This is a genomic window from Cupriavidus sp. C2SS-8b (genome assembly GCF_057073745.1).
Genome location: NZ_CP172716.1, coordinates 2,513,877 through 2,537,308, shown reverse-complemented (window position 1 = coordinate 2,537,308; position 23,432 = coordinate 2,513,877). Strand labels below are relative to the sequence as shown.

General features: G+C 64.2%; 23 protein-coding genes. 15 read left to right on the top strand and 8 right to left on the bottom strand.

Annotation, left to right across the window (positions count from 1 at the left end):
* The first annotated feature begins 198 nt into the window (after window positions 1–198).
* Window positions 199–1,497, top strand: a complete 1,299-nt coding sequence (locus ACIGJB_RS11750) for a solute carrier family 23 protein (protein WP_483732320.1) — start codon at window positions 199–201, stop codon at window positions 1,495–1,497.
* Window positions 1,498–1,592: 95 nt separating this feature from the next.
* Complete coding sequence (cysM, locus tag ACIGJB_RS11745) at window positions 1,593–2,495, top strand: cysteine synthase CysM (protein WP_483710741.1); 903 nt, start codon at window positions 1,593–1,595, stop codon at window positions 2,493–2,495.
* A 63-nt stretch (window positions 2,496–2,558) separates the two neighbouring features.
* Here the strand turns inward: cysM and ACIGJB_RS11740 are convergent, their stop codons facing one another.
* From ACIGJB_RS11740 to mltB, 4 genes are all read right to left on the bottom strand, one after another.
* The gene (locus ACIGJB_RS11740) at window positions 2,559–3,590 is read right to left on the bottom strand and encodes a glycosyltransferase family 9 protein (protein WP_483729979.1); all 1,032 of its coding nucleotides are present in this window, start codon (window positions 3,588–3,590) and stop codon (window positions 2,559–2,561) included.
* Between the two features lie 44 nt (window positions 3,591–3,634).
* The gene (locus ACIGJB_RS11735; protein ID WP_483729978.1) at window positions 3,635–4,630 is read right to left on the bottom strand and encodes a glycosyltransferase family 8 protein; all 996 of its coding nucleotides are present in this window, start codon (window positions 4,628–4,630) and stop codon (window positions 3,635–3,637) included.
* On the bottom strand, window positions 4,627–5,736 hold the full coding sequence (locus tag ACIGJB_RS11730) for a glycosyltransferase family 9 protein (RefSeq protein ID WP_483729977.1): 1,110 nt from the start codon (window positions 5,734–5,736) through the stop codon (window positions 4,627–4,629). Before ACIGJB_RS11730 ends, ACIGJB_RS11735 begins: the two co-directional genes overlap by 4 nt.
* 164 nt (window positions 5,737–5,900) lie before the next feature.
* The gene (mltB, locus tag ACIGJB_RS11725) at window positions 5,901–7,007 is read right to left on the bottom strand and encodes a lytic murein transglycosylase B (protein WP_483729976.1); all 1,107 of its coding nucleotides are present in this window, start codon (window positions 7,005–7,007) and stop codon (window positions 5,901–5,903) included.
* A gap of 145 nt (window positions 7,008–7,152) precedes the next feature.
* On the opposite strand from mltB, the gene ACIGJB_RS11720 reads away from it, so the two are divergent.
* From ACIGJB_RS11720 to ACIGJB_RS11685, 8 genes are all read left to right on the top strand, one after another.
* Window positions 7,153–8,076, top strand: coding sequence for a histone deacetylase family protein (locus tag ACIGJB_RS11720; protein WP_483729975.1), 924 nt, complete (start codon window positions 7,153–7,155; stop codon window positions 8,074–8,076).
* 14 nt (window positions 8,077–8,090) lie between these two features.
* Complete coding sequence (locus ACIGJB_RS11715) at window positions 8,091–8,894, top strand: enoyl-CoA hydratase (protein ID WP_483729974.1); 804 nt, start codon at window positions 8,091–8,093, stop codon at window positions 8,892–8,894.
* Between the two features lie 162 nt (window positions 8,895–9,056).
* Window positions 9,057–10,091 (top strand): methionine ABC transporter ATP-binding protein, encoded by a 1,035-nt coding sequence (locus tag ACIGJB_RS11710; protein WP_483729973.1) that lies wholly within the window; start codon window positions 9,057–9,059, stop codon window positions 10,089–10,091.
* Window positions 10,081–10,734, top strand: a complete 654-nt coding sequence (locus ACIGJB_RS11705; RefSeq protein ID WP_483729972.1) for a methionine ABC transporter permease — start codon at window positions 10,081–10,083, stop codon at window positions 10,732–10,734. The genes ACIGJB_RS11710 and ACIGJB_RS11705 overlap by 11 nt, the downstream gene beginning before the upstream one ends.
* Before the next feature lie 84 nt (window positions 10,735–10,818).
* Window positions 10,819–11,616, top strand: coding sequence for a MetQ/NlpA family ABC transporter substrate-binding protein (locus tag ACIGJB_RS11700; RefSeq protein ID WP_483710749.1), 798 nt, complete (start codon window positions 10,819–10,821; stop codon window positions 11,614–11,616).
* A gap of 207 nt (window positions 11,617–11,823) precedes the next feature.
* Complete coding sequence (locus ACIGJB_RS11695; RefSeq protein ID WP_483729971.1) at window positions 11,824–12,573, top strand: electron transfer flavoprotein subunit beta/FixA family protein; 750 nt, start codon at window positions 11,824–11,826, stop codon at window positions 12,571–12,573.
* A gap of 17 nt (window positions 12,574–12,590) precedes the next feature.
* Window positions 12,591–13,526 (top strand): electron transfer flavoprotein subunit alpha/FixB family protein, encoded by a 936-nt coding sequence (locus tag ACIGJB_RS11690; RefSeq protein ID WP_483729970.1) that lies wholly within the window; start codon window positions 12,591–12,593, stop codon window positions 13,524–13,526.
* Window positions 13,527–13,625: 99 nt separating this feature from the next.
* Window positions 13,626–15,410 (top strand): acyl-CoA dehydrogenase, encoded by a 1,785-nt coding sequence (locus ACIGJB_RS11685; RefSeq protein ID WP_483729969.1) that lies wholly within the window; start codon window positions 13,626–13,628, stop codon window positions 15,408–15,410.
* Window positions 15,411–15,480: 70 nt separating this feature from the next.
* On the opposite strand, the gene ACIGJB_RS11680 is transcribed toward ACIGJB_RS11685, so the two are convergent.
* A complete protein-coding gene (locus ACIGJB_RS11680; RefSeq protein WP_483729968.1) occupies window positions 15,481–16,785 on the bottom strand; it encodes a D-amino acid dehydrogenase in 1,305 nt (434 codons plus the stop codon).
* 110 nt (window positions 16,786–16,895) lie between these two features.
* Between ACIGJB_RS11680 and ACIGJB_RS11675 the strand changes: the two genes are divergently transcribed.
* Both ACIGJB_RS11675 and ACIGJB_RS11670 read left to right on the top strand, forming a co-directional pair.
* Window positions 16,896–17,399: an Lrp/AsnC ligand binding domain-containing protein gene (locus ACIGJB_RS11675; protein WP_276099779.1), complete on the top strand. Its 504-nt coding sequence runs from the start codon at window positions 16,896–16,898 to the stop codon at window positions 17,397–17,399.
* Between the two features lie 2 nt (window positions 17,400–17,401).
* Entirely contained in the window at window positions 17,402–18,664 is a 1,263-nt protein-coding gene (locus ACIGJB_RS11670; RefSeq protein WP_483729967.1) for a PA0069 family radical SAM protein, read from the top strand.
* A gap of 365 nt (window positions 18,665–19,029) precedes the next feature.
* On the opposite strand, the gene ACIGJB_RS11665 is transcribed toward ACIGJB_RS11670, so the two are convergent.
* The 3 genes from ACIGJB_RS11665 to ACIGJB_RS11655 all read right to left on the bottom strand — a co-directional run bounded on the left by ACIGJB_RS11665 (window position 19,030) and on the right by ACIGJB_RS11655 (window position 21,485).
* Entirely contained in the window at window positions 19,030–19,524 is a 495-nt protein-coding gene (locus tag ACIGJB_RS11665) for a TM2 domain-containing protein (RefSeq protein WP_483729966.1), read from the bottom strand.
* Between the two features lie 298 nt (window positions 19,525–19,822).
* Window positions 19,823–20,215 carry a hypothetical protein gene (locus ACIGJB_RS11660; protein WP_483710756.1) on the bottom strand — a complete coding sequence of 131 codons (393 nt, stop codon included), beginning with the start codon at window positions 20,213–20,215 and terminating at the stop codon, window positions 19,823–19,825.
* Window positions 20,216–20,357: 142 nt separating this feature from the next.
* Window positions 20,358–21,485, bottom strand: coding sequence for a PQQ-dependent sugar dehydrogenase (locus tag ACIGJB_RS11655; RefSeq protein ID WP_483729965.1), 1,128 nt, complete (start codon window positions 21,483–21,485; stop codon window positions 20,358–20,360).
* A gap of 142 nt (window positions 21,486–21,627) precedes the next feature.
* Here ACIGJB_RS11655 and rpsP point away from each other — a divergent pair, with 142 nt between their 5' ends.
* The 3 genes from rpsP to trmD are packed head-to-tail and all read left to right on the top strand — an operon-like array spanning window position 21,628 to window position 23,420.
* Window positions 21,628–21,882, top strand: a complete 255-nt coding sequence (rpsP, locus tag ACIGJB_RS11650) for a 30S ribosomal protein S16 (RefSeq protein WP_483710758.1) — start codon at window positions 21,628–21,630, stop codon at window positions 21,880–21,882.
* A 49-nt stretch (window positions 21,883–21,931) separates the two neighbouring features.
* A complete protein-coding gene (gene rimM, locus ACIGJB_RS11645) occupies window positions 21,932–22,597 on the top strand; it encodes a ribosome maturation factor RimM (protein WP_483710759.1) in 666 nt (221 codons plus the stop codon).
* Between the two features lie 40 nt (window positions 22,598–22,637).
* Window positions 22,638–23,420: a tRNA (guanosine(37)-N1)-methyltransferase TrmD gene (gene trmD / locus ACIGJB_RS11640; protein WP_483729964.1), complete on the top strand. Its 783-nt coding sequence runs from the start codon at window positions 22,638–22,640 to the stop codon at window positions 23,418–23,420.
* The last annotated feature ends 12 nt before the right edge of the window (window positions 23,421–23,432 follow it).

The window sequence follows — 23,432 nt, the reverse complement described above, 5'->3', positions numbered from 1 at the left end:
GCCCATGTTGCGCCATGGGTATGTGCGTGCCTGACAGTTGCCCGCTGCTTCGCTTGCCGACAGCAGCGGAGTATCATGCGGCAGCCAGCGAAGGCCCCGGTGTTCCGTCGGCCGCGCGCGATCCGAAAAAATCAGGCCGGGCCTCGCCCTTTACCGAAGGGCCAGGGAGAGCCGGACAGAACAACAGGGAGCATGACAATGACGAATGGCGAGGACGCAGGGTTCCTGCCGAAATGGCGGTTGAAGACGGAAGGGGTCATCGGCCCCGATGAGCGTCTGCCTGCGGGGCAAACCGTGCTTGCCGGCATCCAGCACGTGGTGGCGATGTTCGGCTCCACGGCGATCGCCCCGATCCTGATGGGCTTCAATCCGAATATCGCCATCCTGTTTTCGGGCATCGGCACGCTGATCTTCTTCCTGTGCGTGCGCGGTCGGGTGCCGAGCTATCTTGGTTCCAGCTTTGCGTTCATTGCCGTCGTGATCGCGGCCACCAGTTACGCTGGAAGCGGGCCTAATGCCAATATCCCGGTGGCCCTGGGCGGCATCATTGCCGCTGGCGCGCTGTACACGGTCATCGGGCTCGTTGTGCAGGCGGTTGGCTATGGCTGGGTCGAGCGGTTGATGCCGCCTGTGGTTACCGGCGCGATCGTTGCGGCCATCGGGCTGAACCTGGCCCCCGTCGCGGTCAAGGCGGTGAGCGGCTCCTCGTTCGACACCTGGGTTGGCCTTCTGACCGTGCTGGCGGTCGGGCTGCTGGCCGTTCGGGCGCCGGGCATGATCGGACGCCTTCCGGTGCTGATCGGGGGCTTGTTTGGCTACCTGATCTACTATGCCGGCGCGAACCAGATGGGGCTGGGCAAGCCGATCGATTTCTCGGGCGTGGCAGCCGCGAGCTGGTTCGGGCTGCCGTCGTTTGCCTCGCCGGTGTTCCAGGCCAGCGCCATGCTGCTGATTGCCCCGGTGGCCATCGTGCTGGTGGCGGAGAACCTGGGCCACATCAAGGCCATCGGCGTGATGACCGGGCGCAACCTGGATCCGTACATCGGCCGCGCCTTCATTGGCGACGGCATCGCGACCATGCTGTCGGCCAGCGGCGGCGGCACGGGCGTCACCACGTATGCCGAGAACATGGGCGTGATGGCCGTCACCAAGATCTATTCGACGCTGATCTTTGTCGTGGCGGCCGTGGTCGCCATCGTGCTTGGTTTCTCGCCCAAGTTCGGCGCGCTGATCCTGACCATCCCGGGCCCGGTCATCGGCGGATTGACCATCGTGGTGTTCGGCCTGATTGCCGCTACGGCTGGCCGTATCTGGGTCCAGAACCACGTGGACTTCTCGAGTTCGCGTAACCTCATCACGGTTGGCGCCACGCTGACGGTGGCCGCGGGCGACCTGACGCTGAAGCTCGGAGGCATGACGCTGGGCGGCATCGGCACCGCAACCTTTGGCTGCATCCTGCTTTATCACTTGCTGGGCGAAGGCAACAAGGAGGCGTGAGCCACTGCGGCCCTACCGGCAGTGGGCCTAACGGCCCTGCCGGCGAGGCTCGAAGGCCTGGTTTACAATGTGCGGGACCAATTCCACCCCGCACCATGGCCTACAAGACAATCGAAGACACCATCGGCAATACGCCGCTGGTCAGACTGCAGCGCATTCCCGGTGCCGCCAACGACGCACGCGGCAATGTCATCCTGGGCAAGCTAGAGGGCAACAACCCGGCCGGATCGGTCAAGGATCGACCGGCAGTCTCGATGATTGCCCGCGCAGAGGCACGTGGCCGCATCAAGCCCGGGGATACGCTGATCGAATCCACTTCCGGCAACACTGGCATCGCGCTTGCCATGGCTGCGGCAATCCGCGGCTACAAGATGGTGCTGATCATGCCGGAAGACCTGAGCCTGGAGCGCCGCCAGAGCATGGCCGCCTATGGTGCGGAGATCATCCTGACGCCGGTCAAGGGCGGCATGGAGTACGCGCGTGACCTCGCGGATTCCATGGAGCGCGACGGCAAGGGCGTCATCCTGGACCAGTTCTCCAATCCGGACAATCCGCTGGCCCATTACGAAACGACCGGGCCGGAGATCTGGCGCGATACCGAAGGCCGGATCACGCATTTCGTTTCGGCCATGGGTACGACCGGCACCATCACGGGTGTCTCGCGTTACCTGAAAGAGCAGAATCCCGCCATCGAGATCATCGGCGCGCAGCCGGAGGAAGGCTCGCGCATTCCCGGTATTCGCAAATGGCCGGAGGCCTATCTGCCGAAGATCTATGACCCGAAGTATGTGGATCGCACCGAGCCTGTCAGCCAGGCCGATGCGGAACATATGGCGCGCCGCATGGCGAGCGAAGAGGGCATTTTTTCCGGTATTTCGGCTGCGGGGGCGCTGTGCGTGGCCATGCGCGTTGCCGAGGAAGTGGAAAACGCGACGATCGTTTTCGTCGTCTGCGACCGCGGGGACCGGTATCTGTCCACCGGGGTATTTCCGGCCTGAGAGGCTTGCGTCAGCAGCATTCGGCGGCCGGCCTTGCCAGTTGCCGAATGTTGATGCGTGGGCTTATGCCGCGGCCTTGTCCCGGATCCACCCCTCGACAACCCTGAAGACGGACTCCGGACTGATCCGGTACATGCAGTCGCAGGTCATCGTCTCCAGCTTCGCGCAATTGGTACAGCTCTTATCCTCGACAAGGTTCTGCGCTCGACTTCCCAGCGCCGCCCATCGGCCCGGATGCATCGGGCGCGTGGGCGGGAACAGTCCGAGCGTGCGCTGTCCAATCGCAGCCGACAGGTGCAACGGCCCGGTGCCGCTCGCAATCAGGCCGTCAGCCTGATGAATGAAGGTGGTGAGCTGGCCAAGCGTTTGCGTACCGCACAAGCTGGTCACGTTTGGCTGTGACAGCAGCGCGCTGCCGTGGGCCTTCAGCCACTCTCCTTCCTTCGCACTGCCCGACAACCAGAGGTGGACGTCCTTTCTGGCCGACAGCATGGTGGCGAGCCTGGCGTAGTGTTCGATCGGCCATTCGCGGCCATGTCCGTTCGACTTGGTATGCAGAACCAGGTTGAACGCATAGCGGCCCTGCATTTCGGCGATGGCCGCGTCTGACGGAATGTCGAAGTGGTATAGGCCGGGAATTTCCTCCAGGGACGGCGTGCTGAGGCTTCCGAACGGGCTCAGGAACTGAAAGTTGATCTGTGCCTCATGCTCTTCCATGATCCGCTTGCTGAAGCGCACGCGCTGGTTGCAATAGAACAGCAGGTAGAGCTTCTGGCGGGCATTGCCGATCCGGTGCCTGATGCCGGCGCGAAAGGCGGCCATGGCCAGCGTGCGATCGGGCTGCGCCAGGATGACGGTATCGATCCCGGACTTTTTCAGAAATTCGACCGGCGCATCGGCCATGCTTTCCAGTTCGATGACTTCGTCGATGTCGGTGCAAAAACGGACCAGCGGCGCGGCATAGGCACGGCAAAGAAAGCTGATCTTTGCGTTCGGGTTCAATTGCCTCAGTCGGGCGACCATGGGCAAAGTCAGTACTATGTCGCCGATATTGTCGGTGCGGCTGACCAGTATGTGTTTGCTTCGAATTGCCATTTATCTTCGATGTGAGAGCAGGGAGATGTCATGCCATCGGGGCATTACCGCCGCGCCCGCTTGCGCAGATACCGCAAATACCACTTCAGGCTTTCCACGGGTTTCCCCTGGCGGAACATGAAGCGCGAATGCATGCGCATTTCCTTGGTGTTCCTGGGCTCCGGATCGAGTGGCTTGTCGTGCCACGGTGACAAGGCCAGATACTTTCGGAATAGGGTCCGGGCCTCGTGGCCGCTCCAGTCCGCCCACGGTTTGACCGAGCCTGCGAAATGGATAAAGACGGCCTTGCCGACCGGACGCATTGCGAAGCGGTTGACGTTCAGGTCGTGGATCAGGTCGTACAGGTAGTTCCAGCGCGGCGATATATACCGCGCGCGGCCATTGAGCACTTTATTGAGTGCGTCCTGATCGTTGAAACGCATATCGGTGCTGGTATCGAGCAAGGCTTCCAGCGTCTGCGGCGTAATGTTTTCCGCCAGCCACTTCTCGATATTCATGAACAGCACGCCGCCGTTGAAGTATTCCTCGCGGGCCAGGCCCAGCGCGGCGACGCGGCGGCGCAGCGTGACCGGCGCGTCGGGAACGACGACGGCGATGTCGTTGCTGATATCCATGTCGACCAGTTCGTCGAGACGGCCGACACAAAGGATATCGGCGTCCAGGTACAGCACGCGTTCGGTCTGGCCGCGCAGTACTTCCGGAATGACCAGCCGCGTGAAAATGGACAGCGAATAATGCGAGTGGCCAAGGAAATGCGAGAACTGCGTGAATGAAGCCAGGTCGAGCAGATGCAGCTGCGTGCTGACGGGGTACATCTCTTCCAGTTGCTTCAGGCGGCGCTGATTATCCTCCAGCGCCGAGAACGTCAGCACATGGAAGGTGAAATGCTGCCCCGGGTTGTGGTCGATGATCGAGGCGATGGTGGCGCCCATCGGCCGGAAGTAGTTGTCATCGACGCAGAAGGCGATATGGAACGACGGCTTGCCATTGGTGCCCGTCATCGGCGCGGACGCGGGGCTGGTGGACGAGGTCAGGTTCATTGCATGGCCTTCATGACTTGTTCGACGGTGACGGCCTTGACCCAGTCCCGTCGGTTGGGGGCGGTGATGACCGTGCTGTGGTCGCGGTCGATCGGCACCCATTCCGGGTTTTTCTGGCGCATCAGCGCGATGACCGGCACATGCACGGCATTGGCCAGGTGCATCACCGCCGTTTCCACCGAGATGATCAGGTCGCATTGCGCCAGGATGGCCGGCAGCTGGAAGAAGTTGTCTTCGGCGCTGAACAGCTCGGTGCGCGCGAGGGCGTATCCGCCGATGACTTCGCGCGCATGGGCCAGCTCCTGCGGCACGGCATTGACAATAAAGCAGCTGTCGCGCCAGTGCGGCTGCTGCTGCATGCCCTGGATCAGGGCTGCGACCTGCTCCAGCGACCAGCAGCGCTTCTTCGTCTTGGCATAGGGGTTGATGAAGACCAGCTTCCCCTGGCGCGGGGCAAAGCCCCAGGCGGCCAGCGTTTCCTGCGCATACTGTTGCCATCGCGCGGGAATGTCGACAAACGGAAAGCGCTCCGCTGCGCTGACTTCCAGTCCGCTGATCTGTCGGAACCAGTGGGCGTACACATCGCTGATGTGCTGCGGCGCGGACCGGTCGACCTTGTACGGCGGAATCGATGCGTCGAGCTTGCGGTAGGCAAGCAGGTGGTGCGGCTGATAGAAACGGACCGGCCGCGTCATGCCGACCACGAAGCCGTCCGGGCTGATCGTGCGCGCCAGGTCCGCATACTGATGCGGGCGCAGCGTCGCCAGCGACACCACGATCGGGTAGTGCTCCTGCCGGGCCTCGCGAATCGATTCCTCATAGAGTTCCGGGCTGTACGTGCGCGTATAGATCTTGCTGAAGAACGGGCACGCGGCGACCCAGTCGTAGAGCGAGTACTTGCGGAGATATTCCCAGGCCTTGGTATCGCTGGTGCGACGGACTTCATCGACCCAGAGATGGATTTCCAGGTGCGGGTTGGCCTGCGCGAAGGCTTTGAAGAAGTTTTGCAGATAGGTGAAGTCGCCCAGGGCAAGGTGGGCGATAAACAGTATCTTCTTCGACTGCTTCAGTAAATCTGCGGGAATCAGGGTCTGGGATGGTGTCACGAATGGCTCGCGGGAAGTCACGTGGCGTCAGGCCGCTATTGTAAGGGAGGGCAAGAGTTGGCCCGGAAATTGCTGTGGCTTTCGGCGCACAATCCTTGCGCGCAATGAATCGGCCCGCCAGCAAGAGGCTGGCGGGCCACAAGGTACGTCGGTTGCCTGGGGCGTCAGCCCATCGCGGCCTTGACGGCCTCGCCCAGCTGATACACCGCAAGCGCATAGAAAAAGCTGCGGTTGTAGCGGGTCAGCACATAGAAATTGCGCAGGCCGATCATGTACTCGATAGGCTGGTCGGGCGTGGGCAGGTCGACCACCAAAACGCCGGTCTCGCCTTCACGCACCGCGTCGATGGGCTCATCGAGCCTCAGGCCGGCCTTGGTCAACTGGTTCAGCGTGCGAGTCGGCCAGGGTTCGCCGTCCGCGGCCGCGGCTGCGATGCCGCGGCTGCCCTCATCGGGCGCCAGTCGCCAGACCACGGGCCTGCCTGCCTCCCAGCCATGCAGCTGGAGAAAGCGGCCGACGCTGCCGATGGCGTCGGCCGGGCTGTTGCGCAGGTCGATCCGACCGTTGCCGTCATAGTCCGTCGCGTACTCGCGCAGGCTGGTCGGCATGAACTGCGGAATGCCGATGGCGCCCGCGTAGGAGCCGAGCACCGAAAAAACGTCGGTGCGGGTGTCGCGGCACCACAGCAGGTAGTCCGCAAGCTGGTTGCGGAACAGTGTCGTCCTGGCGTCGCGGTTGGGCGTGGACGGGTAATCGAAGGCCAGCGTCGAGAGCGAGTCGATCACGCGGAACGTGCCCATGTCACGCCCGTAGATCGTCTCGACGCCGATGATGCCGACGATGACGGAGGCCGGGACGCCGAACTCCGCTTCGGCGCGGCGCAGCGTGTCGCGGTTCTCCTGCCAGAAGCGCACCCCCGCGTTGATGCGGATCGGCTCGATAAAGCGCGAGCGATAGGCGCGCCAGCTTTTGCGCCCGGGCGTGGTCGGCGGCAGGATCAGGCGTGCCACGGTGGCGGAATAGACCGCTTGTCCGAACCAGTTTTCCAGCGTGGCGCGGTCAAAACCATGGCGCGTCACCATTTCGTCGATGAAGGCCCGCGTCTGTGCGTTGTCGCGATAGCGCCCGGGTTCGATTTCTTCTTCCCGCACGCTCACGCGGCGCTTGCCGGCGGCGAGAAGGTTGGGCGAGAGGCCGCAGAGTCCCAGTGCGGCAGCGGAGAGTGCGGCGCCCAGCAACGGGCGGCGCAATGAACGCTGGGTGTCGGTCATGGTGTCCTTAGCAAGTCGCAGCGAGTATAGCGGATGGCACTCCGCTACTCCCCTGCGAATGCGGCATCGCGACAGGCCTGGCGCGACGCTGGCGGCCTTGTCCTGTGCTAACGTAACGTTTGGAGACAAAATACGAAGACAAGACATGCCGACGGGCTATTACACGCATCCGGAGTTCCTGCGGCACGAGATGGGTCATTTCCATCCCGAGTGCCCGGAACGCCTGCAGGCGATTGAGGATCACCTGATTTCCCACGGCATGGACGGCCTGCTGGAACGCCGCGAGGCGACGCCGGCCACCCGCGAGCAGATCGAACGCGTGCACGGGGCCGACTATGTCGATTCGCTCGAGCGCGCCAGCCCTGCCAGCGGCTACTACCCGATCGATCCGGACACCTCGATGAACGCGCATACGCTGGCTGCGGCAAAGCTGGCAGCGGGCGCGGCGGTCGCGGCTACCGACGCCGTGATGGCGGGCGAGGTGGAAAACGCATTCTGCTGCGTGCGCCCGCCCGGACACCACGCCGAGCCCGACCGCGCCATGGGTTTCTGCTTCTTCAACAACGTGGCGGTCGCCGCGCGCCATGCGCTGGCGGCGCACGGACTGGAACGCGTGGCGATCGTCGACTTCGACGTCCATCACGGCAATGGCACCGAGGCCGCGTTCCGCGGCGACCCGCGCGTGCTGATGTGCAGCTTTTTCCAGCACCCGTTCTATCCTTACAGCGGCACCGAGCATATCGCCACCAATATGGCGAACATCCCGTTGCCCGCCTATACCAACGGGCTGGCCGTGCGCGAAGTGGTCGAGACCATCTGGCTGCCGCGCCTGAATGAATTCCGTCCGCAGATGGTGTTTATCTCGGCCGGCTTCGACGCCCACCGCGAGGATGACCTCGGCCAGATGGGCCTTGTCGAGCAGGACTACGCCTGGATTACCGGACAGCTCGTCGATGTGGCGCGCGCCCACGCAAACGGACGCATCGTCAGTTGCCTGGAGGGCGGCTACAACCTGAGCGCGCTGGGCCGCAGCGTGCTGGCGCACCTGAAAGTGCTGCTGGAACGATAAGGAGGATAGCCGGCATGGCCGACACCGATCCGCGCGCAAGCGCGCCGCTGCTGACTGAATCGCGCGACGCCGCCGGCGTGGCCCGGCTGACCCTGAACCGCCCGGAGGCGTTCAACGCGCTGTCGGAGCGACTGCTCGACGAACTGACGGATGCCTTTGCCCGATTGGCTGCCGATGACACGGTGCGGGTCGTGGTGCTGGCCGGCGCGGGGAAGGCTTTCTGTGCAGGACACGACCTGCGCGAAATGCGCGCCGAGCCGTCGCACGATTACTACCGGCGCTTGTTCGACCGCTGCACGCGCATGATGATGGCGATCCAGAAGATGCCGCAACCGGTCATCGCGCGCGTCCACGGCATCGCGACCGCGGCGGGGTGCCAGCTGGTGGCCATGTGCGACCTGGCGGTAGCCGCGGACAATGCGCGCTTTGCCGTGTCAGGCGTCAATCTCGGCTTGTTCTGTTCCACACCCGGCGTGGCTTTGTCGCGCAACCTGTCGCGCAAGCAGGCCATGGAGATGCTGCTGACGGGCGCCATGATCGATGCTGCCACCGCTTGCGCCCGCGGCCTGATCAACCGTGCCGTGCCCCTCGCACAGTTGGATGAAGAGGTCGCGCGCCTGGCTGCGAGCGTCTGCGCCAAGCCTGCGGCCGCGGTGGCGGCGGGCAAAGGGCTGTTCTACCGGCAGCTCGAAATGGGCATCGAGGCGGCGTACCAGCTGGCCGGACAAACCATGGCGTGCAACATGATGGACGATTCGGCGCTGGAGGGTGTCCAGGCTTTCCTCGACAAGCGCCCACCGGATTGGCGTGCGCCGTAAGGCATATTAAACGCCCTATATACCGGGAGCGCATAAGGGAATCGGCAAAAATTCGTTTAGGGTATGAAGCGAATCGCTTAAAATGCTCGCTTCATAAAAATAACGTGCGGCAACAGCGCTGGAGATTTTCTCGCCTGTTGCCGTTTTCTTTTGGTCACTCTCATGATCGAACTGCAAGGACTCTCGCAGCGCTTCCCCGGCGGATCGGGTGAGGTGCATGCATTGCGGGACGTCAGCCTGTCCATCGGGGCGGGCGAAGTCTTCGGCATTATCGGCCGCAGCGGCGCGGGCAAGAGCACGCTGGTGCGCGCCATCAACCTGCTCAACCGACCCACCAGCGGACGCGTGATCGTCGCCGGCCAGGACCTGACCGCGCTGGACAACGGCGCGCTGCGCCTGGCGCGACGCGAGATCGGCATGATCTTCCAGCACTTCAACCTGCTGTCGTCGCGCACCGTGTTCCAGAATGTGGCGCTGCCGCTGGAGTTGGCGGGCAAGTCGAAGTCGGAAATCGAGGACACGGTGGTGCCGCTGCTCGATCTGGTCGGCCTGTCGGCGCTGAAGGACCGCTATCCGTCGCAGATTTCCGGTGGCCAGAAGCAGCGCGTGGGCATTGCGCGCGCGCTGGCAAGCAAGCCCAAGGTGCTGCTGTCGGACGAGGCGACTTCCGCGCTGGACCCGGAGACCACGCGCTCGATCCTTGACCTGCTCAAGCAGATCAATCGTGAACTGGGCCTGACCATCGTGATGATCACGCACCAGATGGAGGTGATCAAACAGGTCTGCGATCGCGTGGCCGTGCTCGAAGCCGGCCGCGTGGTGGAAGAAGGGCGCGTGATCGACGTGTTCCTGCGTCCCCAGCATGAAGTCACGCGCGCCATGATTGGCGACGTGATCGCGCAGGAACTGCCCGAGAGCGTGCTCAAGCGCGTGGAAAGCCGTCTTGGCAACGGGCGCGATCATGTCTACCGACTGGCCTTTACCGGCGAGGGCGTGGACCAGCCGGTGCTGGCGCAGGCCATTCGCCGCTATGGGCTCGATTTCAATATTCTGCATGGCCATATCGATGAAATCCAGGGGCAGGCCTTTGGCTCCCTGGCAATCATGGCGACTGGCGAACTGGCCGACGTGAAGGCGGCAATGGAATACCTGCAGCAACAAGGCGTGGTGGTCGAGGAGATCGAACATGTTGTCTGAAATGTTTGACCTGTTCCTCACGTCGTTCAACGAAACGCTGCTGATGGTCGCGATCTCCGGCGTGGTCGGCTCGCTGCTGGGCGTACCGCTGGGCGTGCTGCTGCATCTGACCAACCGTGGTGGCGTGCTGTCGCATCCGCTGTTCAACAGCACCATCGGCGTGGTCGTCAACGCGGTGCGTTCGATCCCGTTCATCATCCTGCTGGTGGTGGTGATCCCGTTCACGCGCGTGATCGTGGGTTCGTCGATCGGCACCACGGCCGCCATCGTGCCGCTGACCATCGCGGCGATACCGTTCATCGCGCGCCTGGTGGAAAGCGCGCTGCGCGAGGTCGACAGGGGCCTGGTCGAGGCGGCGCAGTCGATGGGCGCCACTACGGGCCAGATCGTCTGGAAGGTGCTGCTGCCCGAGGCAATGCCCGGCATCGTCGCCGGCCTGACCATTACGTTCGTGAGCCTGGTCGGTTATTCGGCCATGGCGGGCGCGATCGGCGGTGGCGGTCTGGGCGACCTGGGTATCCGCTATGGCTACCAGCGCTACATCACGGAAGTGATGGTCGCGGTGGTCGTCATCCTGATCATCTTCGTGCAGGCCGTGCAGAGCTTTGGCGACTGGCTGGTCCGGCGCATCAGCCATCGCTGATGGTCACCAGAGTCGATTCACGGGCAACCAAACAGGCTGTGCCGCACCCGCGGTCAGCCGGCTACTTGAGAAAGAAGACAAGACATGCAACGTCGCAACCTGCTGCAATGGATTCTCGGCGCCGCACTCGGCGCCACGCTGGCCACGGGCGCCATGGCCCAGGACAAGCCAATCAAGATCGGCGTCACCGGCGGCCCGCACGCGCAGATCATGGAGCAGGTCAAGAAGGTCGCGGCCAAGGATGGCCTCAACATCCAGGTGATTGAATTCAGCGACTACGTGCAGCCCAACGCCGCGCTGGCCGCTGGCGACCTGGATGCCAACAGCTACCAGCACCTGCCGTATCTCGAAGCCCAGATGAAGGACCGCGGCTACAAGTTCACGCATATCGCCTTCACGGTCACGTTCCCGATGGGCGTGTATTCCAAGAAGATCAAGTCGCTGGACCAGCTCAAGGCCGGCGCGCGCGTCGGCGTGCCGAACGATCCGACCAACGGCGGCCGCGGCCTTCTGCTGCTGCAGAGCAAGGGGCTGATCAAGCTCAAGCCGAATGCCGGCCTGAAGGCGACGCCGCTGGATATCGTCGAGAACCCGAAGAAGCTGCGCATTGTCGAGCTGGACGCCGCGCAACTGCCGCGCTCGCTCGATGATCTCGACGCCGCGGCGATCAATGGCAACTATGCCGAGTCGGCGGGTTTGTCGCCCACACGTGATGCAATCGCCATGGAAGGCCCGAAGGGGCCCTATGCGAACCTCATCGCGATCCGGGAAGCCGACAAGAACAAGCCCTGGGTCGCCAAGTTGGTGAAGGCCTACCAGTCGCCGGAAATCAAGCAATACATCACTTCCACCTTCAAGGATTCGGTGATTACGGCCTGGTAAGTCGGGGACTTCATCCAAATCGACGATGTGCGTGCCGTCCGGGTGGCGGCACAATCACCAGCGTGCAAAAGGCCTGCCGGGCTATGCCCGGCAAAATTTTGCCGATAAAATAGTACGATCGTTCGAAAAATATGAGAGCCGCCAACCCGGTGGTTATAATGACGAGCGGACAAATTTCTGACTATCAGCTATCAGTGGAGTGAGCGCATGAAAGTACTCGTCGCAGTCAAGCGGGTGGTGGATTACAACGTGAAGGTGCGGGTGAAGGCCGACGGCACCGGCGTGGATCTGGCCAATGTCAAGATGAGCATGAACCCGTTCGACGAAATCGCCGTCGAAGAGGCCGTGCGCCTGAAGGAAGCGGGCGTTGCCACCGAAGTCATCGCCGTGTCGTGCGGCGTGACGCAGTGCCAGGAAACCCTGCGCACCGCCATGGCCATTGGTGCCGACCGCGGCATCCTGGTGGAGTCGAACGAAGACCTGCAGCCGCTGGCCGTGGCCAAGCTGCTCAAGGCGCTGATCGACAAGGAGCAGCCGCAGCTGGTGATCCTGGGTAAGCAGGCCATCGACGACGATTCGAACCAGACCGGCCAGATGGTGGCCGCGCTGGCCGGCCTGCCGCAAGCGACCTTCGCTTCGAAGGTGGTCGTGGCTGATGGCAAGGCATCGGTGACCCGTGAAGTCGATGGCGGTCTCGAAACCCTGTCGCTGAAGCTGCCGGCCGTGGTGACGACCGACCTGCGCCTGAACGAGCCGCGCTACGTCACGCTGCCGAACATCATGAAGGCCAAGAAGAAGCCGCTCGATACCGTCAAGCCGGAAGACCTCGGCGTGGACGTCAAGCCGCGCCTGTCGACCCTGAAGGTGGTCGAGCCTGCCAAGCGCAGCGCGGGTGTGATGGTGCCGGACGTTGCGACGCTGGTGCAGAAGCTGAAGAACGAAGCCAAAGTTATCTGAGCGCGGGGAGATAGAACATGACTGCACTCGTCATTGCTGAACACGACAATCAATCGATCAAGGCCGCCACGCTGAACACGGTGACGGCAGCTGCCCAATGCGGCGGCGATGTCCACGTGCTGGTGGCTGGCGCCAACGCCGCTGCCGCTGCCGCTGCCGCCGCGAAGATCGCCGGCGTGTCGAAGGTTCTGCTGGCCGACGCCGCCTACTTCGGCGACGGCCTGGCCGAAAACATCGCCGAGCAGGCGCTGGCCATTGCCAACGACTACAGCCACATCCTGGCTCCGGCCACCCCGTACGGCAAGAACGTCCTGCCGCGAGTGGCCGCCAAGCTGGACGTGGCCCAGATCTCGGAAATCTCCAAGGTCGACGCCCCGGACACGTTCGAGCGTCCGATCTATGCCGGCAACGCCATCGCCACCGTGAAGTCCTCGGACAAGATCAAGGTCATCACCGTGCGCGGTACGGCCTTTGACGCCGCTGCCGCCGAAGGCGGTTCGGCTGCCGTGGAAAACCTGCCGGCCGTGGCCGACGCAGGCGTGTCGCAGTTCGTTTCGCGCGAAGTGGCCAAGAACGACCGTCCGGAACTGACCGCCGCCAAGGTGATCGTCTCGGGTGGCCGTGGCGTGGGCTCGGGCGAAAACTACACCAAGGTGCTGACGCCGCTGGCCGACAAGCTCGGCGCCGCGCTGGGCGCTTCGCGCGCGGCCGTGGACGCCGGCTTCGTGCCGAACGACTACCAGGTCGGCCAGACCGGCAAGATCGTCGCGCCGCAGCTGTACATCGCCGTCGGTATCTCGGGCGCGATCCAGCACCTGGCCGGCATGAAGGATTCCAAGGTGATCGTCGCGATCAACAAGGACGCCGAAGCCCCGATCTTCTCGGTGGCGGACTACGGCCTGGTTGGTGACCTGAACACCGTGGTGCCGGAGCTGGTCGCGGCACTGGGCTGATCCATCGCCGGCTCTTGTGGCCGGCTCTGCAGAGATGCTACATAAGCCGTTCCGGGCCTGCCCCGCGAACGGCTTTTTCATACACGTTTGGAGACATCGATGACCTACCGCGCACCGCTCAAGGACATGCTGTTCGTGATGAACGAGCTGGCGGGGCTGGAAGCCGTCAGCCAGTTGCCGGGCTTCGAGGAAGCCACGCCGGAAACCGCCCAGGCTGTGCTGGAAGAGGCCGCCAAGTTCAACGAGCAGGTGGTCGCGCCGCTGAACCGCGCCGGCGACCTGGACCCGAGCAGTTGGAAAGACGGCGTGGTCACTACCACCCCGGGCTTCAAGGATGCGTTCCGCCAGTTCGCCGAGGGTGGCTGGCAAGGCGTGCAGCATCCGCAGGAATTCGAAGGCCAGGGCCTGCCCAAGCTGATTGGGACGCCCTGCAACGAAATGCTCAACAGCGCGAACCTGTCGTTCTCGCTGTGCCCGCTGCTGACGGACGGCGCCATCGAGGCGTTGCTGACGGCCGGCTCCGATGCGCAGAAGGCTACCTACCTGCCCAAGCTGATCTCCGGCGCGTGGACCGGCACCATGAACCTGACCGAGCCGCAGGCCGGTTCGGACCTGGCTGCGGTGCGCACGCGTGCGGAGCCGCAAGGCGACGGTACCTTCAAGATTTTCGGCACCAAGATCTTCATTACTTACGGCGAGCACGACATGGCGGACAACATCGTCCACCTGGTGCTGGCCCGCACGCCGAATGCGCCGGAAGGCGTGAAGGGCATCTCGCTCTTCATCGTGCCGAAGTTCCTGGTCAACGCGGACGGTTCCACCGGCGCGCGCAACGATGTGCATTGCGTGTCGATCGAACACAAGCTGGGTATCAAGGCCAGCCCGACCGCGGTGCTGCAGTTCGGCGACCACGGTGGTGCCATCGGCACGCTGGTGGGCGAAGAGAATCGTGGCCTCGAGTACATGTTCATCATGATGAACTCGGCGCGTTTCGCGGTCGGCATGCAGGGCATTGCCGTTTCCGAGCGGGCCTACCAGCAAGCCGTCGGCTATGCGCGCGAGCGCGTGCAGAGCCGCCCGGTCGATGGTTCGGCGCGCGAGGCGGTGACGATCATCCACCATCCGGACGTCAAGCGCATGCTGATGACCATGCGAAGCCTGGTCGAAGGCGCGCGTTCCGTGGCCTACGTGGCTGCCGCCATCAGCGATGCCGCGCACAACCATCCGGACGAGGCGGTGCGCAAGCAGAACCAGGCCGTCTACGAATTCCTGGTGCCGATCGTGAAGGGCTGGAGCACCGAGCTGTCGATCGATGTGACGAGCCTTGGCGTGCAGGTGCACGGCGGCATGGGCTTTATCGAGGAAACCGGCGCGGCCCAGCATTATCGCGATTCACGCATCCTGGCGATCTACGAAGGCACGACCGCCATCCAGGCGAATGACCTGGTCGGCCGCAAGACGGTGCGTGACGGTGGCGCGGTGGCGCGTAGTCTCTGCGCCGGCATTGCCGAAACCGAAGCCGCACTGGGCAAGCACGGCGGCGCTGCCTTTACGGCAGTGCAGGCGCAACTGGCCAAGGGCCGTGCAGCGCTCGAAGCCGTGGTGGAGTTCGTCGTCGCCAATACCAAGTCGGATCCGAACGCGGTGTTCGCGGGCAGCGTGCCTTACCTGAAACTGTGCGGCATTGTGTTCTCGGGCTGGCAGCTTGGCCGCGCGATGCTGGCTGCGGACGCGAAGCGTGCGGAGGATCCGGGCTTCCATGATGCCAAGATCGCCACGGCGCATTTTTTCGCCGAGCATGTCTTGTCGCAAGCGTCGGGGCTGCGCGATGCCATCGTCGCGGGCTCTGCGCCGGTGAACGCCGTATCGCCTGAGCAGTTCTGATTCGGCGGTTTCGGGCATACAAAAAGGGCGGCCTATAGGGCCGCCCTTTTTGCTGATATGGCGGGCCCGGTCAGGCCGTCGCGGGGCGCGGCATGCCGTGCGTGCGAGCCGGCTTCAGGTACCGTGCCACGGAAAGGTCGTCCGCGCGGATCGCGGGGGACTTGCCCGAGACCAGATCCGACAGCAGCTTGCCCGAGCCGCAGGCCATGGTCCAGCCAAGCGTGCCGTGGCCAGTATTGAGCCAGAGGCCGCGAACCTGCGTCGGCCCGACGATGGGGGTGCCGTCCGGCGTCATCGGGCGCAGGCCGGTCCAGAAGGTGGCCTCGCTGACATCGCCGGCGCCCGGGAACAGGTCGGTGACCACGTGTTCCAGCGTGCGGCGCTTGGCCGGATCGAGCGAACGGTCATAGCCGACGATCTGCGCCATGCCGCCGACGCGGATGCGATCCTCGAAGCGCGTGATCGCGACCTTGTAGGTTTCGTCCAGCACGGTCGATACCGGGCTGCGCGAGGCATCGGTCATCGGCACCGTGATCGAGAAGCCCTTGAGAGGATAGACCGGCAGGTTCGACATGCCGTGCAGGAACGGCTTGACGAGCTGCGTCGACCAGCTGCCCAGCGCCACGACGACGAGGTCGGCCGGCATGGGCTCGCCATCGACCACGGCGCCGGTCACGGCGTCGCCCTGGGTCATCAGGTTGTTGATCGAGCGGTTGTAGAGGAATTTCACGCCAAGCGACTCGGCCATGGCTGCCAGCCGTCCGGTAAACAGCTGGCAGTCGCCGGTTTCGTCGTTGGGGAGGCGCAGGCCGCCGCTCAGCTTGTGGCTGACGGCGGCCAGCGCCGGTTCGCTCGCGGCGAGTTCCTCGCGCGAAAGCAACTGGTAGGGCACGCCGGCTTCTTCAAGCACGGCGATGTCCTTCGCTGCGCCTTCGAGCTGATCTTGCGTGCGGAAAACTTGCAGCGTGCCTTGCTGGCGTCCTTCATAGGCAATGCCGGTCTGGGCGCGCAGGTCGCGGATGCAATCGCGGCTGTATTCGGCCAGCCGCACCATGCGTTCCTTGTTGACGGCGTAGCGCTCGGCGCTGCAGTTCTGCAGCATCTGCCACATCCATTGCAACTGGAACAGGGTCCCGTCCGGGCGAATGCTCAGCGGCGCGTGTTCCTGGAACATCCACTTGATGGCTTTGAGCGGCACGCCCGGAGCGGCCCACGGCGATGCGTATCCCGGCGAGATCTGCCCGGCATTGGCAAAGCTGGTGCCGAGCGCGGGGCCAGCTTCGCGGTCCACAACCGTTACTTCATGACCAGCTTTGGCCAGATACCACGCACTGGTGACGCCAATGACGCCACTGCCAAGTACGAGAACGCGCATGTTTCGGGGGCTCCTAACCAGGATGTCAGGGTATTGAAGGATTTGTCTCTATACTATTGAATCTAATCCAGTCATAGTTTTCGAATTTCTTAGAAAAACAGGAATAACTCATGAGAACGAGTCGCCAGCCGGTGCGTGCCCTTGACCGCCTCGACCGCAAGATCCTGATGCTGCTGCAGGCGGATGGCCGGATGTCGATGAAAGACCTGGCCGAGGCGGTCGGGCTGACCATCACGCCGTGCATCGAGCGGGTCAAGCGCCTGGAGCGCGATGGTGTCATCATGGGCTACTACGCGCGGCTGAATCCGGGCCTGCTCGGCAGTGCGCTGCTGGTGTTCGTCGAGATTTCGCTCGGCAACAAGTCGGGCAATATGTTCGAGCAGTTCCGCCGCGAAGTCCTGCGCATTCCGGAGGTGCTGGAGTGCCATCTGGTCTCCGGCGACTTCGATTACCTGATCAAGGCGCGCATCCGCGAGATCGGCGAATACCGGCGCCTGCTCGGCGATATCCTGCTGCAGTTGCCGGGGGCCGCGCAGTCGAAGAGTTATGTGGTGATGGAAGAGATCAAGGAGACACTGGCCATTTCCGTGGAGGAGAAGGCGCAGCCAGCCTGACGATGAGACGTTCCCCGCCGGATTCCGCCCCCGATCCGCACGGTGCATTGCGCCGCGAACGCGACGCCGAAGACGCGAGCGCCACGGCCGGCGTTCGTCCGCCCGTGGCGCGCAAGGGGCGGGGCGCGGTCAGCAATATTCAGGGCCGGTTCGAACGGGACCAGCGCGAGCCGTTCGATGACGGCTGGGGAGCGGCCGGCAACGACGAATGCGCCGGCGAGTCCGCCGGCACGGGCGAAGAAGCCGCGACGCACAGGCCCGTCATTCCGATCGTCCCGGTGGACACCGAGCCCCTTGCGCCGCTGCGCACCGAAGTCACCATCGAGCGCGCGCGCTCGATCCTCACGCACAATGCGTCTCCGGATATCCCGTTCGATGTCTCGCTGAATCCATACCGCGGCTGCGAACACGGCTGCATCTATTGCTTTGCCAGGCCCACGCACGCCTACCTGGACCTGTCGCCTGGGCTGGACTTCGAGACCCGCCTGTATGCCAAGACCAACGCCGCCGAACGGCTGCGCGCGGCGCTGATCCGGCCGGCTTACCGTTGCGAGACGATTGCGCTTGGCGTCAATACCGATGCCTACCAGCCGATCGAGCGCGAGCATCGTGTGACGCGCGGCATCCTCGAAGTGCTAAGCGCTTGCGACCATCCGGTGGCGCTGATCACGAAATCCTCGCTGATCGAGCGCGATATCGACCTGCTGGCGCCCATGGCGGCCAAGGGGCTCGCCGTGGCGGCCGTGACGCTGACCACGCTGGATGCCACCATCGCGCGCACCCTGGAGCCGCGCGCGGCTACGCCATCGCGGCGCCTGCGTACGATCCGCACCTTGTCGGAGGCAGGCATCCCGGTTGGCGTCAGTATTGCGCCGGTCATTCCGTTCATCACAGAGCCGGACCTGGAGCGCGTGCTGGAGGCGGCGCGCGAAGCGGGGGCCGTCTATGCCAACTACATCGTGCTCAGGTTGCCGTGGGAAGTGCGTCCGCTGTTTGAAGAGTGGCTGCAGGCCCATTTTCCGGACCGGGCCGAGCGGGTGATGAACCGCGTGCGTGACATGCGCGAGGGCAAAGCCTATGACGCCAGCTTTGCCACACGCATGCGGGGGACAGGGGTGTGGGCCGATCTGATGCGCCAGCGCTTCTACAAGGCGGCAGACCGGCTGGGATTCCGTTACAACCGATTCGAACTCGATACGTCGCGATTTCGCGTGCCGCCCAGTTGGACGGCCGGTGCGGACGACGCGCAGGGCACCTTGTTCTGAGTGGCGGCGGTCGCTTCCTGATCGCGAATCATGCTGCTTGCCAACTCGAGCGCGGCCCTGGCGCGGGCCGGTGCCAGCCCTGAAGACAGCGCGAGCCTGACTGCGATGGCCGCCAGGCGTCCTTCTTCATACGTAGGCATGTCGGTCTTGCTCCTTTGCACGGTCGGTGTCAGGACCGGGCGGACGGATTGCCGCCGTAGGCCGGCGGTTTTTCCAGTATGGGCGATTTGCCCGGAAGGGAAACCCGTCATTGGCCACCCTTTGCGTGCGGACAAGTCGGACGGAGATCCGGTCACGGTCTGGCAGGTGCCACTTGCATCGCCGGGCAAGCCCGGCTACACGGCTGGCCGGGGTCAGCAGGCGGCTTACTGCGACAGGGCGCGCGCCGCCTCTACCTGCGACTCGAAGAAGGTCTGGAAGCTGATGGCAAGCCCGGCCATCAGCAGCCCGGTACCGATCAGCAGCGACAGGATCACCAGGATCACAACTGGCCATCCTGAGCGCGTGGGCGTGCCATTTGGGTTGAAGCGGGCGTCCCATTTCTCATCCGGGCGCAGGCCATAGATGATCGCGGCCAGGAAGGCGCCGATCACGGAGGCGCCGCCGGCCACCGCGAACGTCCAGTTCAACGCGGGCGATCCGGCGTCGGCCGCCATCGAGGCAACGCCAACCACACCCGCAAGCATGGCCAGCAGGTGCAGCCAGCCATACTGGTCGCGCAGTCCGCCAAGGTAGAAGCGGTGCGCGCCAAGGCTGCCGAACAGGAAGGCGAGTGCCACCGTCAGCAGCTTCGATCGGGAGCGCGTCGACGGCGCGGCGGTGGGCCGGGAGGCTTGTGGCGCGTGGCTGGCTGCGGGCATGGGGAGGGCAACGTGGCGAAGGTGTCGGCGGCATGCCACCGGCAGCGGTCAATGGGGCGCGGCGGCAGCGGGTGCCAGCCGGGATACATTGTACGACAGGGTCTTTGCCGTGGAGGCTGTCGCCCGGCTGATCTCCCCGCCTTGCAGGAGGTGCCGGGCAGAGGCAGGTCAGTTTGGTATGCCGTCCGCGCGGACGGTACGCTGCACGTTGCGGGGCAGCTTGAGGGCGACAGCCTGTGCGCGTGTTGGGCGCGCACTCAGATAGTGACCGCAGTCCCCCGGACGAGTTCCGAGGTGCTTAGCGGCCGCCTTCGCGGCCGCGGGCCTGCCAGCCCGGACCTACGCTGGCCGGGCGGTTGTCATTGCGGTTGCCATCATTCTGGCTGGTACGTTCCTGCGGGCGCGAACGGTTGTCGTCGCGGCCATTCGGGGCATTCGGCCTGCCGCTCAGCCGATCATCGGCGCGGGCGCGCGCTTCCATGCGATCGATCTGAGCCTGGACGTGGTCGCGGCTCTCGGCGCGGACGCTGGCCATTTGCCAGCCGCCGGCCTGGAGACGCGGGGCATGGGCATCGGCATGCGAGCGAGGCCAGAACGTGACTTGTGCATGACTTGCGGCGACGGCGCCGATCAAGCCCGCAACGGCGAGGATGCCAGCCACCAGGTCGCGCAGGAATGAGCGGGTGAACATGCGGAATCCCAGGATCCAGACGCGCAGCGTTGTGTTTCAAAGTTGGGTTCATGGTACGCATGGGGCATCGGCCCGCCTATGCGAATCGCGTTACCGGTGTAACGGATTGTTTCGTTGCAATCAGGGGCTTCTTGGTCGGATTTCAGGGGGCGTAGCGGATGCGATAAATCGCGCCTGCGTGGTCGTCGCTGACCAGCAGCGAGCCGTCGGGCGCGACCAGCACATCCGCCGGGCGGCCCCAGGCTTTGCCATGCTGGAGCCAGCCCTGCGCAAAGATTTCCTGGCTGGTCGCCTTGCCCTGCGCGTCCAGTGTCACGCGCACGACCCGGTAGCCGATGGGCTCGCTGCGGTTCCAGCTGCCGTGCTCGGCAATGAAGATGTTGTTCCGGTACGCGGCCGGAAACTGCGTGCCGGTGTAGAAACGCATGCCCAGCGCAGCGACATGCGCGCCGAGCCTGGCGACCGGTGGCACGAACTCGGAGCAGGGGCGCTGCTTGCCGAATTCGGGATCGGGGAGGTTGCCCGCGTGGCAGAACGGATAGCCGAAATGCTGCCCGGCCTGCGTAACGCGATTGAGTTCGTCGTCGGGCTGGTCGTCGCCGAGGTTGTCGCGGCCGTTGTCGGTGAACCACAGTTCGTGCGTCGCCGGATGCCAGTCGAATCCGACTGAATTGCGCACGCCGCGAGCCACCACCTGCAGGTCCGAGCCATCGGGCCGCATCTTCATGATGTTGGCGTAGCGGTTCTCGTCCGGGGCGCAGATATTGCAGGGGGCGCCGACCGGGACATAGAGATAGCCGTCCGGGCCGAAAGCGATGAATTTCCAGCCGTGGCTCGTTTCCTTGGGAAACCGGTCGCTCACGACGACAGGTGCCGGCGGGTTGTCGAGGCGAGCATCGATGTCGTTGAGCCGCACGATGCGTGAGGTGGACGACGCATAGAGGCTGCCATCGCGAAAGGCCACGCCGACTGGCATGGCAAGGCCGCGGGCCACTACGCGTGTCACCGGCTTGCCGGTCAGCGCCGCAGGCAGGGCGTAGACCTTGCCTTGGGAGCTTGAGCCGACGAACAGGGTGCCGGAGGGGCTCAGTGCCATTTCGCGGGCGCCCGGCACGGTATCGCTGAGGACTTCGATGCGGAACCCTGGCGGCAACTGGATCTCTGCTAGAGGCAGGGCCGCGAACGTGGTGGAGGGCGCGCCCAGCAGCGTGATGCAAGCCAGTGCGGCCAGATGCGCGGTGCGATCAACGAAGTGCCTGACGATTCCCATGGCGTGCCTCCAGTCGCGGATTTCGCCACGATGCCCTTGCGCACGCATCGCGTCAACCGTCTAAGTGTTTGTTTGACCACGGATATTGGGCTATACTCTTGCGTTTCGTGTTCGAACACCAAGTTTTCTGAGGAACCATCTCATGGTCGTTATCCGTCTGGCTCGTGGCGGCAGCAAGAAGCGCCCCTTCTTCAACATCGTCGCTACCGATTCGCGCAACCGTCGCGATGGCCGCTTCATTGAGCGCGTTGGCTTCTACAATCCGCTGGCTTCGGCAGGCGAAGAAGGCCTGCGCGTTGTGCAGGACCGTCTGGCCTACTGGCAAGGCGTTGGCGCCCAGCTGTCGCCGACCGTTGCCCGCCTGGTCAAGCAGAACGCCGCCAAGGCTGCTGCCTGATAGCAGGTTGCAGCGCGCTCCCTAACGGGGCGCGTTTTTCATTGCACACGTGACTGAACGAAAGCAGGGCGCCGCTGCGCCAAGGCCGCTGAACCGGCCTCAAGGCGAGTCGTCCAAGGCGGTCAAGCTGCCGGCGACGCTGCTGTATGCCGATCCCCTCCCGGATGACCTGGTAGAGGTCGGCTATGTCGGTGATGCCTATGGCATCCGCGGCTGGATCAAGATCCAGCCCCATGCCAATGATGCGTCCGCGCTGCTCCATGCGCGCCGCTGGTGGCTGCTGATGCCCCCGCAGGCTGGCCTGGTGGCCACGGCGGAGGCTTCGCGTGCCCAGGCGGTGTGCGTCAAGATCGCGCAATCGCGCGAGCACAGCGGAACCGTTGTGGCACAGGCAACCGGCGTTTCGGACCGCAATCTGGCCGAAGCGCTCAGGGGGCGACGCGTGTGGATCCGGCGCGAGGACTTTCCGGCGCCGGACGAGAATGAGTTTTACTGGGTAGATCTGATCGGCTGCACCGTGAGCAACGAGCAAGGCGAGTTGCTGGGCGAGGTGTCCGGTCTGATCGATAACGGGGCTCACCAGATCCTGCAGGTGGCTTACGCATTGCCCGACGGCCAGGCCGCCGAGCGGCTCGTGCCGTTTGTCGATGCGTTCCTGCGCACGGTCGACACCGCGGGCAAGCGCATCGTGGTGGACTGGGGGCTCGACTACTGAACTTGTACCGGAGCCGGTGCGGTTCGGAGGGGGAAGGCGGATGCAGTTCGATGTAATCACGCTGTTTCCCGATATGTTTCGCGCGCTGACCGACTGGGGCATTACCAGCCGGGCAGCCAAGCAGCAACGGTATGCTCTGCGTACCTGGAATCCGCGGGATTTCACCACGGACAACTACCGTACGATCGATGATCGGCCGTACGGCGGCGGTCCCGGCATGGTCATGCTGGCCAGGCCGCTGGAAGATGCGATCGATGCGGCCTCGGCCGCGCAGGCTCAGGCAGGCGTCGAGACGCCGCATGTGGTGCTGATGTCACCCCAGGGTGCGCCACTGACACACCAGAAGGTCATGTCGCTCGCGCAGCGGCCCGGACTGGTGCTGTTGTGCGGCCGCTATGAGGCCATCGACCAGCGCCTGATCGATCGTCGCGTGCATGAGGAAATCAGCCTTGGCGATTTCGTGCTGTCCGGCGGCGAGCTGCCCGCGATGGCCTTGATCGATGCCGTGGTGCGGCACCTGCCCGGTGTGCTGGGCGACGCGCAGTCGGCGGTGCAGGACAGTTTCGTCAACGGCTTGCTCGATTGTCCGCATTACACGCGGCCGGAGGAGTACGACGGTGTGCGGGTACCCGAAATCCTGCTCGGCGGCCATCATGCCGAGATTGAAAAATGGCGGCGCCACCAGGCGCTGGCCAATACCGCGAGAAAGCGTCCCGACCTGATCGAGACGGCTCGCGGGCAAGGTTTGCTGACCCGTTCCGACGAGAAGTTCTTGTCGGAATGGCAGGCGAAAGAAGGGCGGGAGATTTCTCCCGCCAGGTAAAACCCCATCCTC

Coding starts and splice junctions, on each gene's coding strand:
- mltB (WP_483729976.1), bottom strand. CDS start 7,007: ATGACCGACACCCAGCGTTCATTGCGCCGCCCGTTGCTGGGCGCCGCA.
- ACIGJB_RS11675 (WP_276099779.1), top strand. CDS start 16,896: ATGAGAACGAGTCGCCAGCCGGTGCGTGCCCTTGACCGCCTCGACCGC.
- ACIGJB_RS11715 (WP_483729974.1), top strand. CDS start 8,091: ATGGCCGACACCGATCCGCGCGCAAGCGCGCCGCTGCTGACTGAATCG.
- ACIGJB_RS11710 (WP_483729973.1), top strand. CDS start 9,057: ATGATCGAACTGCAAGGACTCTCGCAGCGCTTCCCCGGCGGATCGGGT.
- ACIGJB_RS11735 (WP_483729978.1), bottom strand. CDS start 4,630: ATGAACCTGACCTCGTCCACCAGCCCCGCGTCCGCGCCGATGACGGGC.
- ACIGJB_RS11665 (WP_483729966.1), bottom strand. CDS start 19,524: ATGCCCGCAGCCAGCCACGCGCCACAAGCCTCCCGGCCCACCGCCGCG.
- ACIGJB_RS11660 (WP_483710756.1), bottom strand. CDS start 20,215: ATGTTCACCCGCTCATTCCTGCGCGACCTGGTGGCTGGCATCCTCGCC.
- trmD (WP_483729964.1), top strand. CDS start 22,638: ATGCAGTTCGATGTAATCACGCTGTTTCCCGATATGTTTCGCGCGCTG.
- rpsP (WP_483710758.1), top strand. CDS start 21,628: ATGGTCGTTATCCGTCTGGCTCGTGGCGGCAGCAAGAAGCGCCCCTTC.
- cysM (WP_483710741.1), top strand. CDS start 1,593: ATGGCCTACAAGACAATCGAAGACACCATCGGCAATACGCCGCTGGTC.
- ACIGJB_RS11685 (WP_483729969.1), top strand. CDS start 13,626: ATGACCTACCGCGCACCGCTCAAGGACATGCTGTTCGTGATGAACGAG.
- ACIGJB_RS11695 (WP_483729971.1), top strand. CDS start 11,824: ATGAAAGTACTCGTCGCAGTCAAGCGGGTGGTGGATTACAACGTGAAG.
- ACIGJB_RS11700 (WP_483710749.1), top strand. CDS start 10,819: ATGCAACGTCGCAACCTGCTGCAATGGATTCTCGGCGCCGCACTCGGC.
- ACIGJB_RS11655 (WP_483729965.1), bottom strand. CDS start 21,485: ATGGGAATCGTCAGGCACTTCGTTGATCGCACCGCGCATCTGGCCGCA.
- ACIGJB_RS11750 (WP_483732320.1), top strand. CDS start 199: ATGACGAATGGCGAGGACGCAGGGTTCCTGCCGAAATGGCGGTTGAAG.
- ACIGJB_RS11680 (WP_483729968.1), bottom strand. CDS start 16,785: ATGCGCGTTCTCGTACTTGGCAGTGGCGTCATTGGCGTCACCAGTGCG.
- ACIGJB_RS11705 (WP_483729972.1), top strand. CDS start 10,081: ATGTTGTCTGAAATGTTTGACCTGTTCCTCACGTCGTTCAACGAAACG.
- ACIGJB_RS11740 (WP_483729979.1), bottom strand. CDS start 3,590: ATGGCAATTCGAAGCAAACACATACTGGTCAGCCGCACCGACAATATC.
- ACIGJB_RS11690 (WP_483729970.1), top strand. CDS start 12,591: ATGACTGCACTCGTCATTGCTGAACACGACAATCAATCGATCAAGGCC.
- ACIGJB_RS11670 (WP_483729967.1), top strand. CDS start 17,402: ATGAGACGTTCCCCGCCGGATTCCGCCCCCGATCCGCACGGTGCATTG.
- ACIGJB_RS11720 (WP_483729975.1), top strand. CDS start 7,153: ATGCCGACGGGCTATTACACGCATCCGGAGTTCCTGCGGCACGAGATG.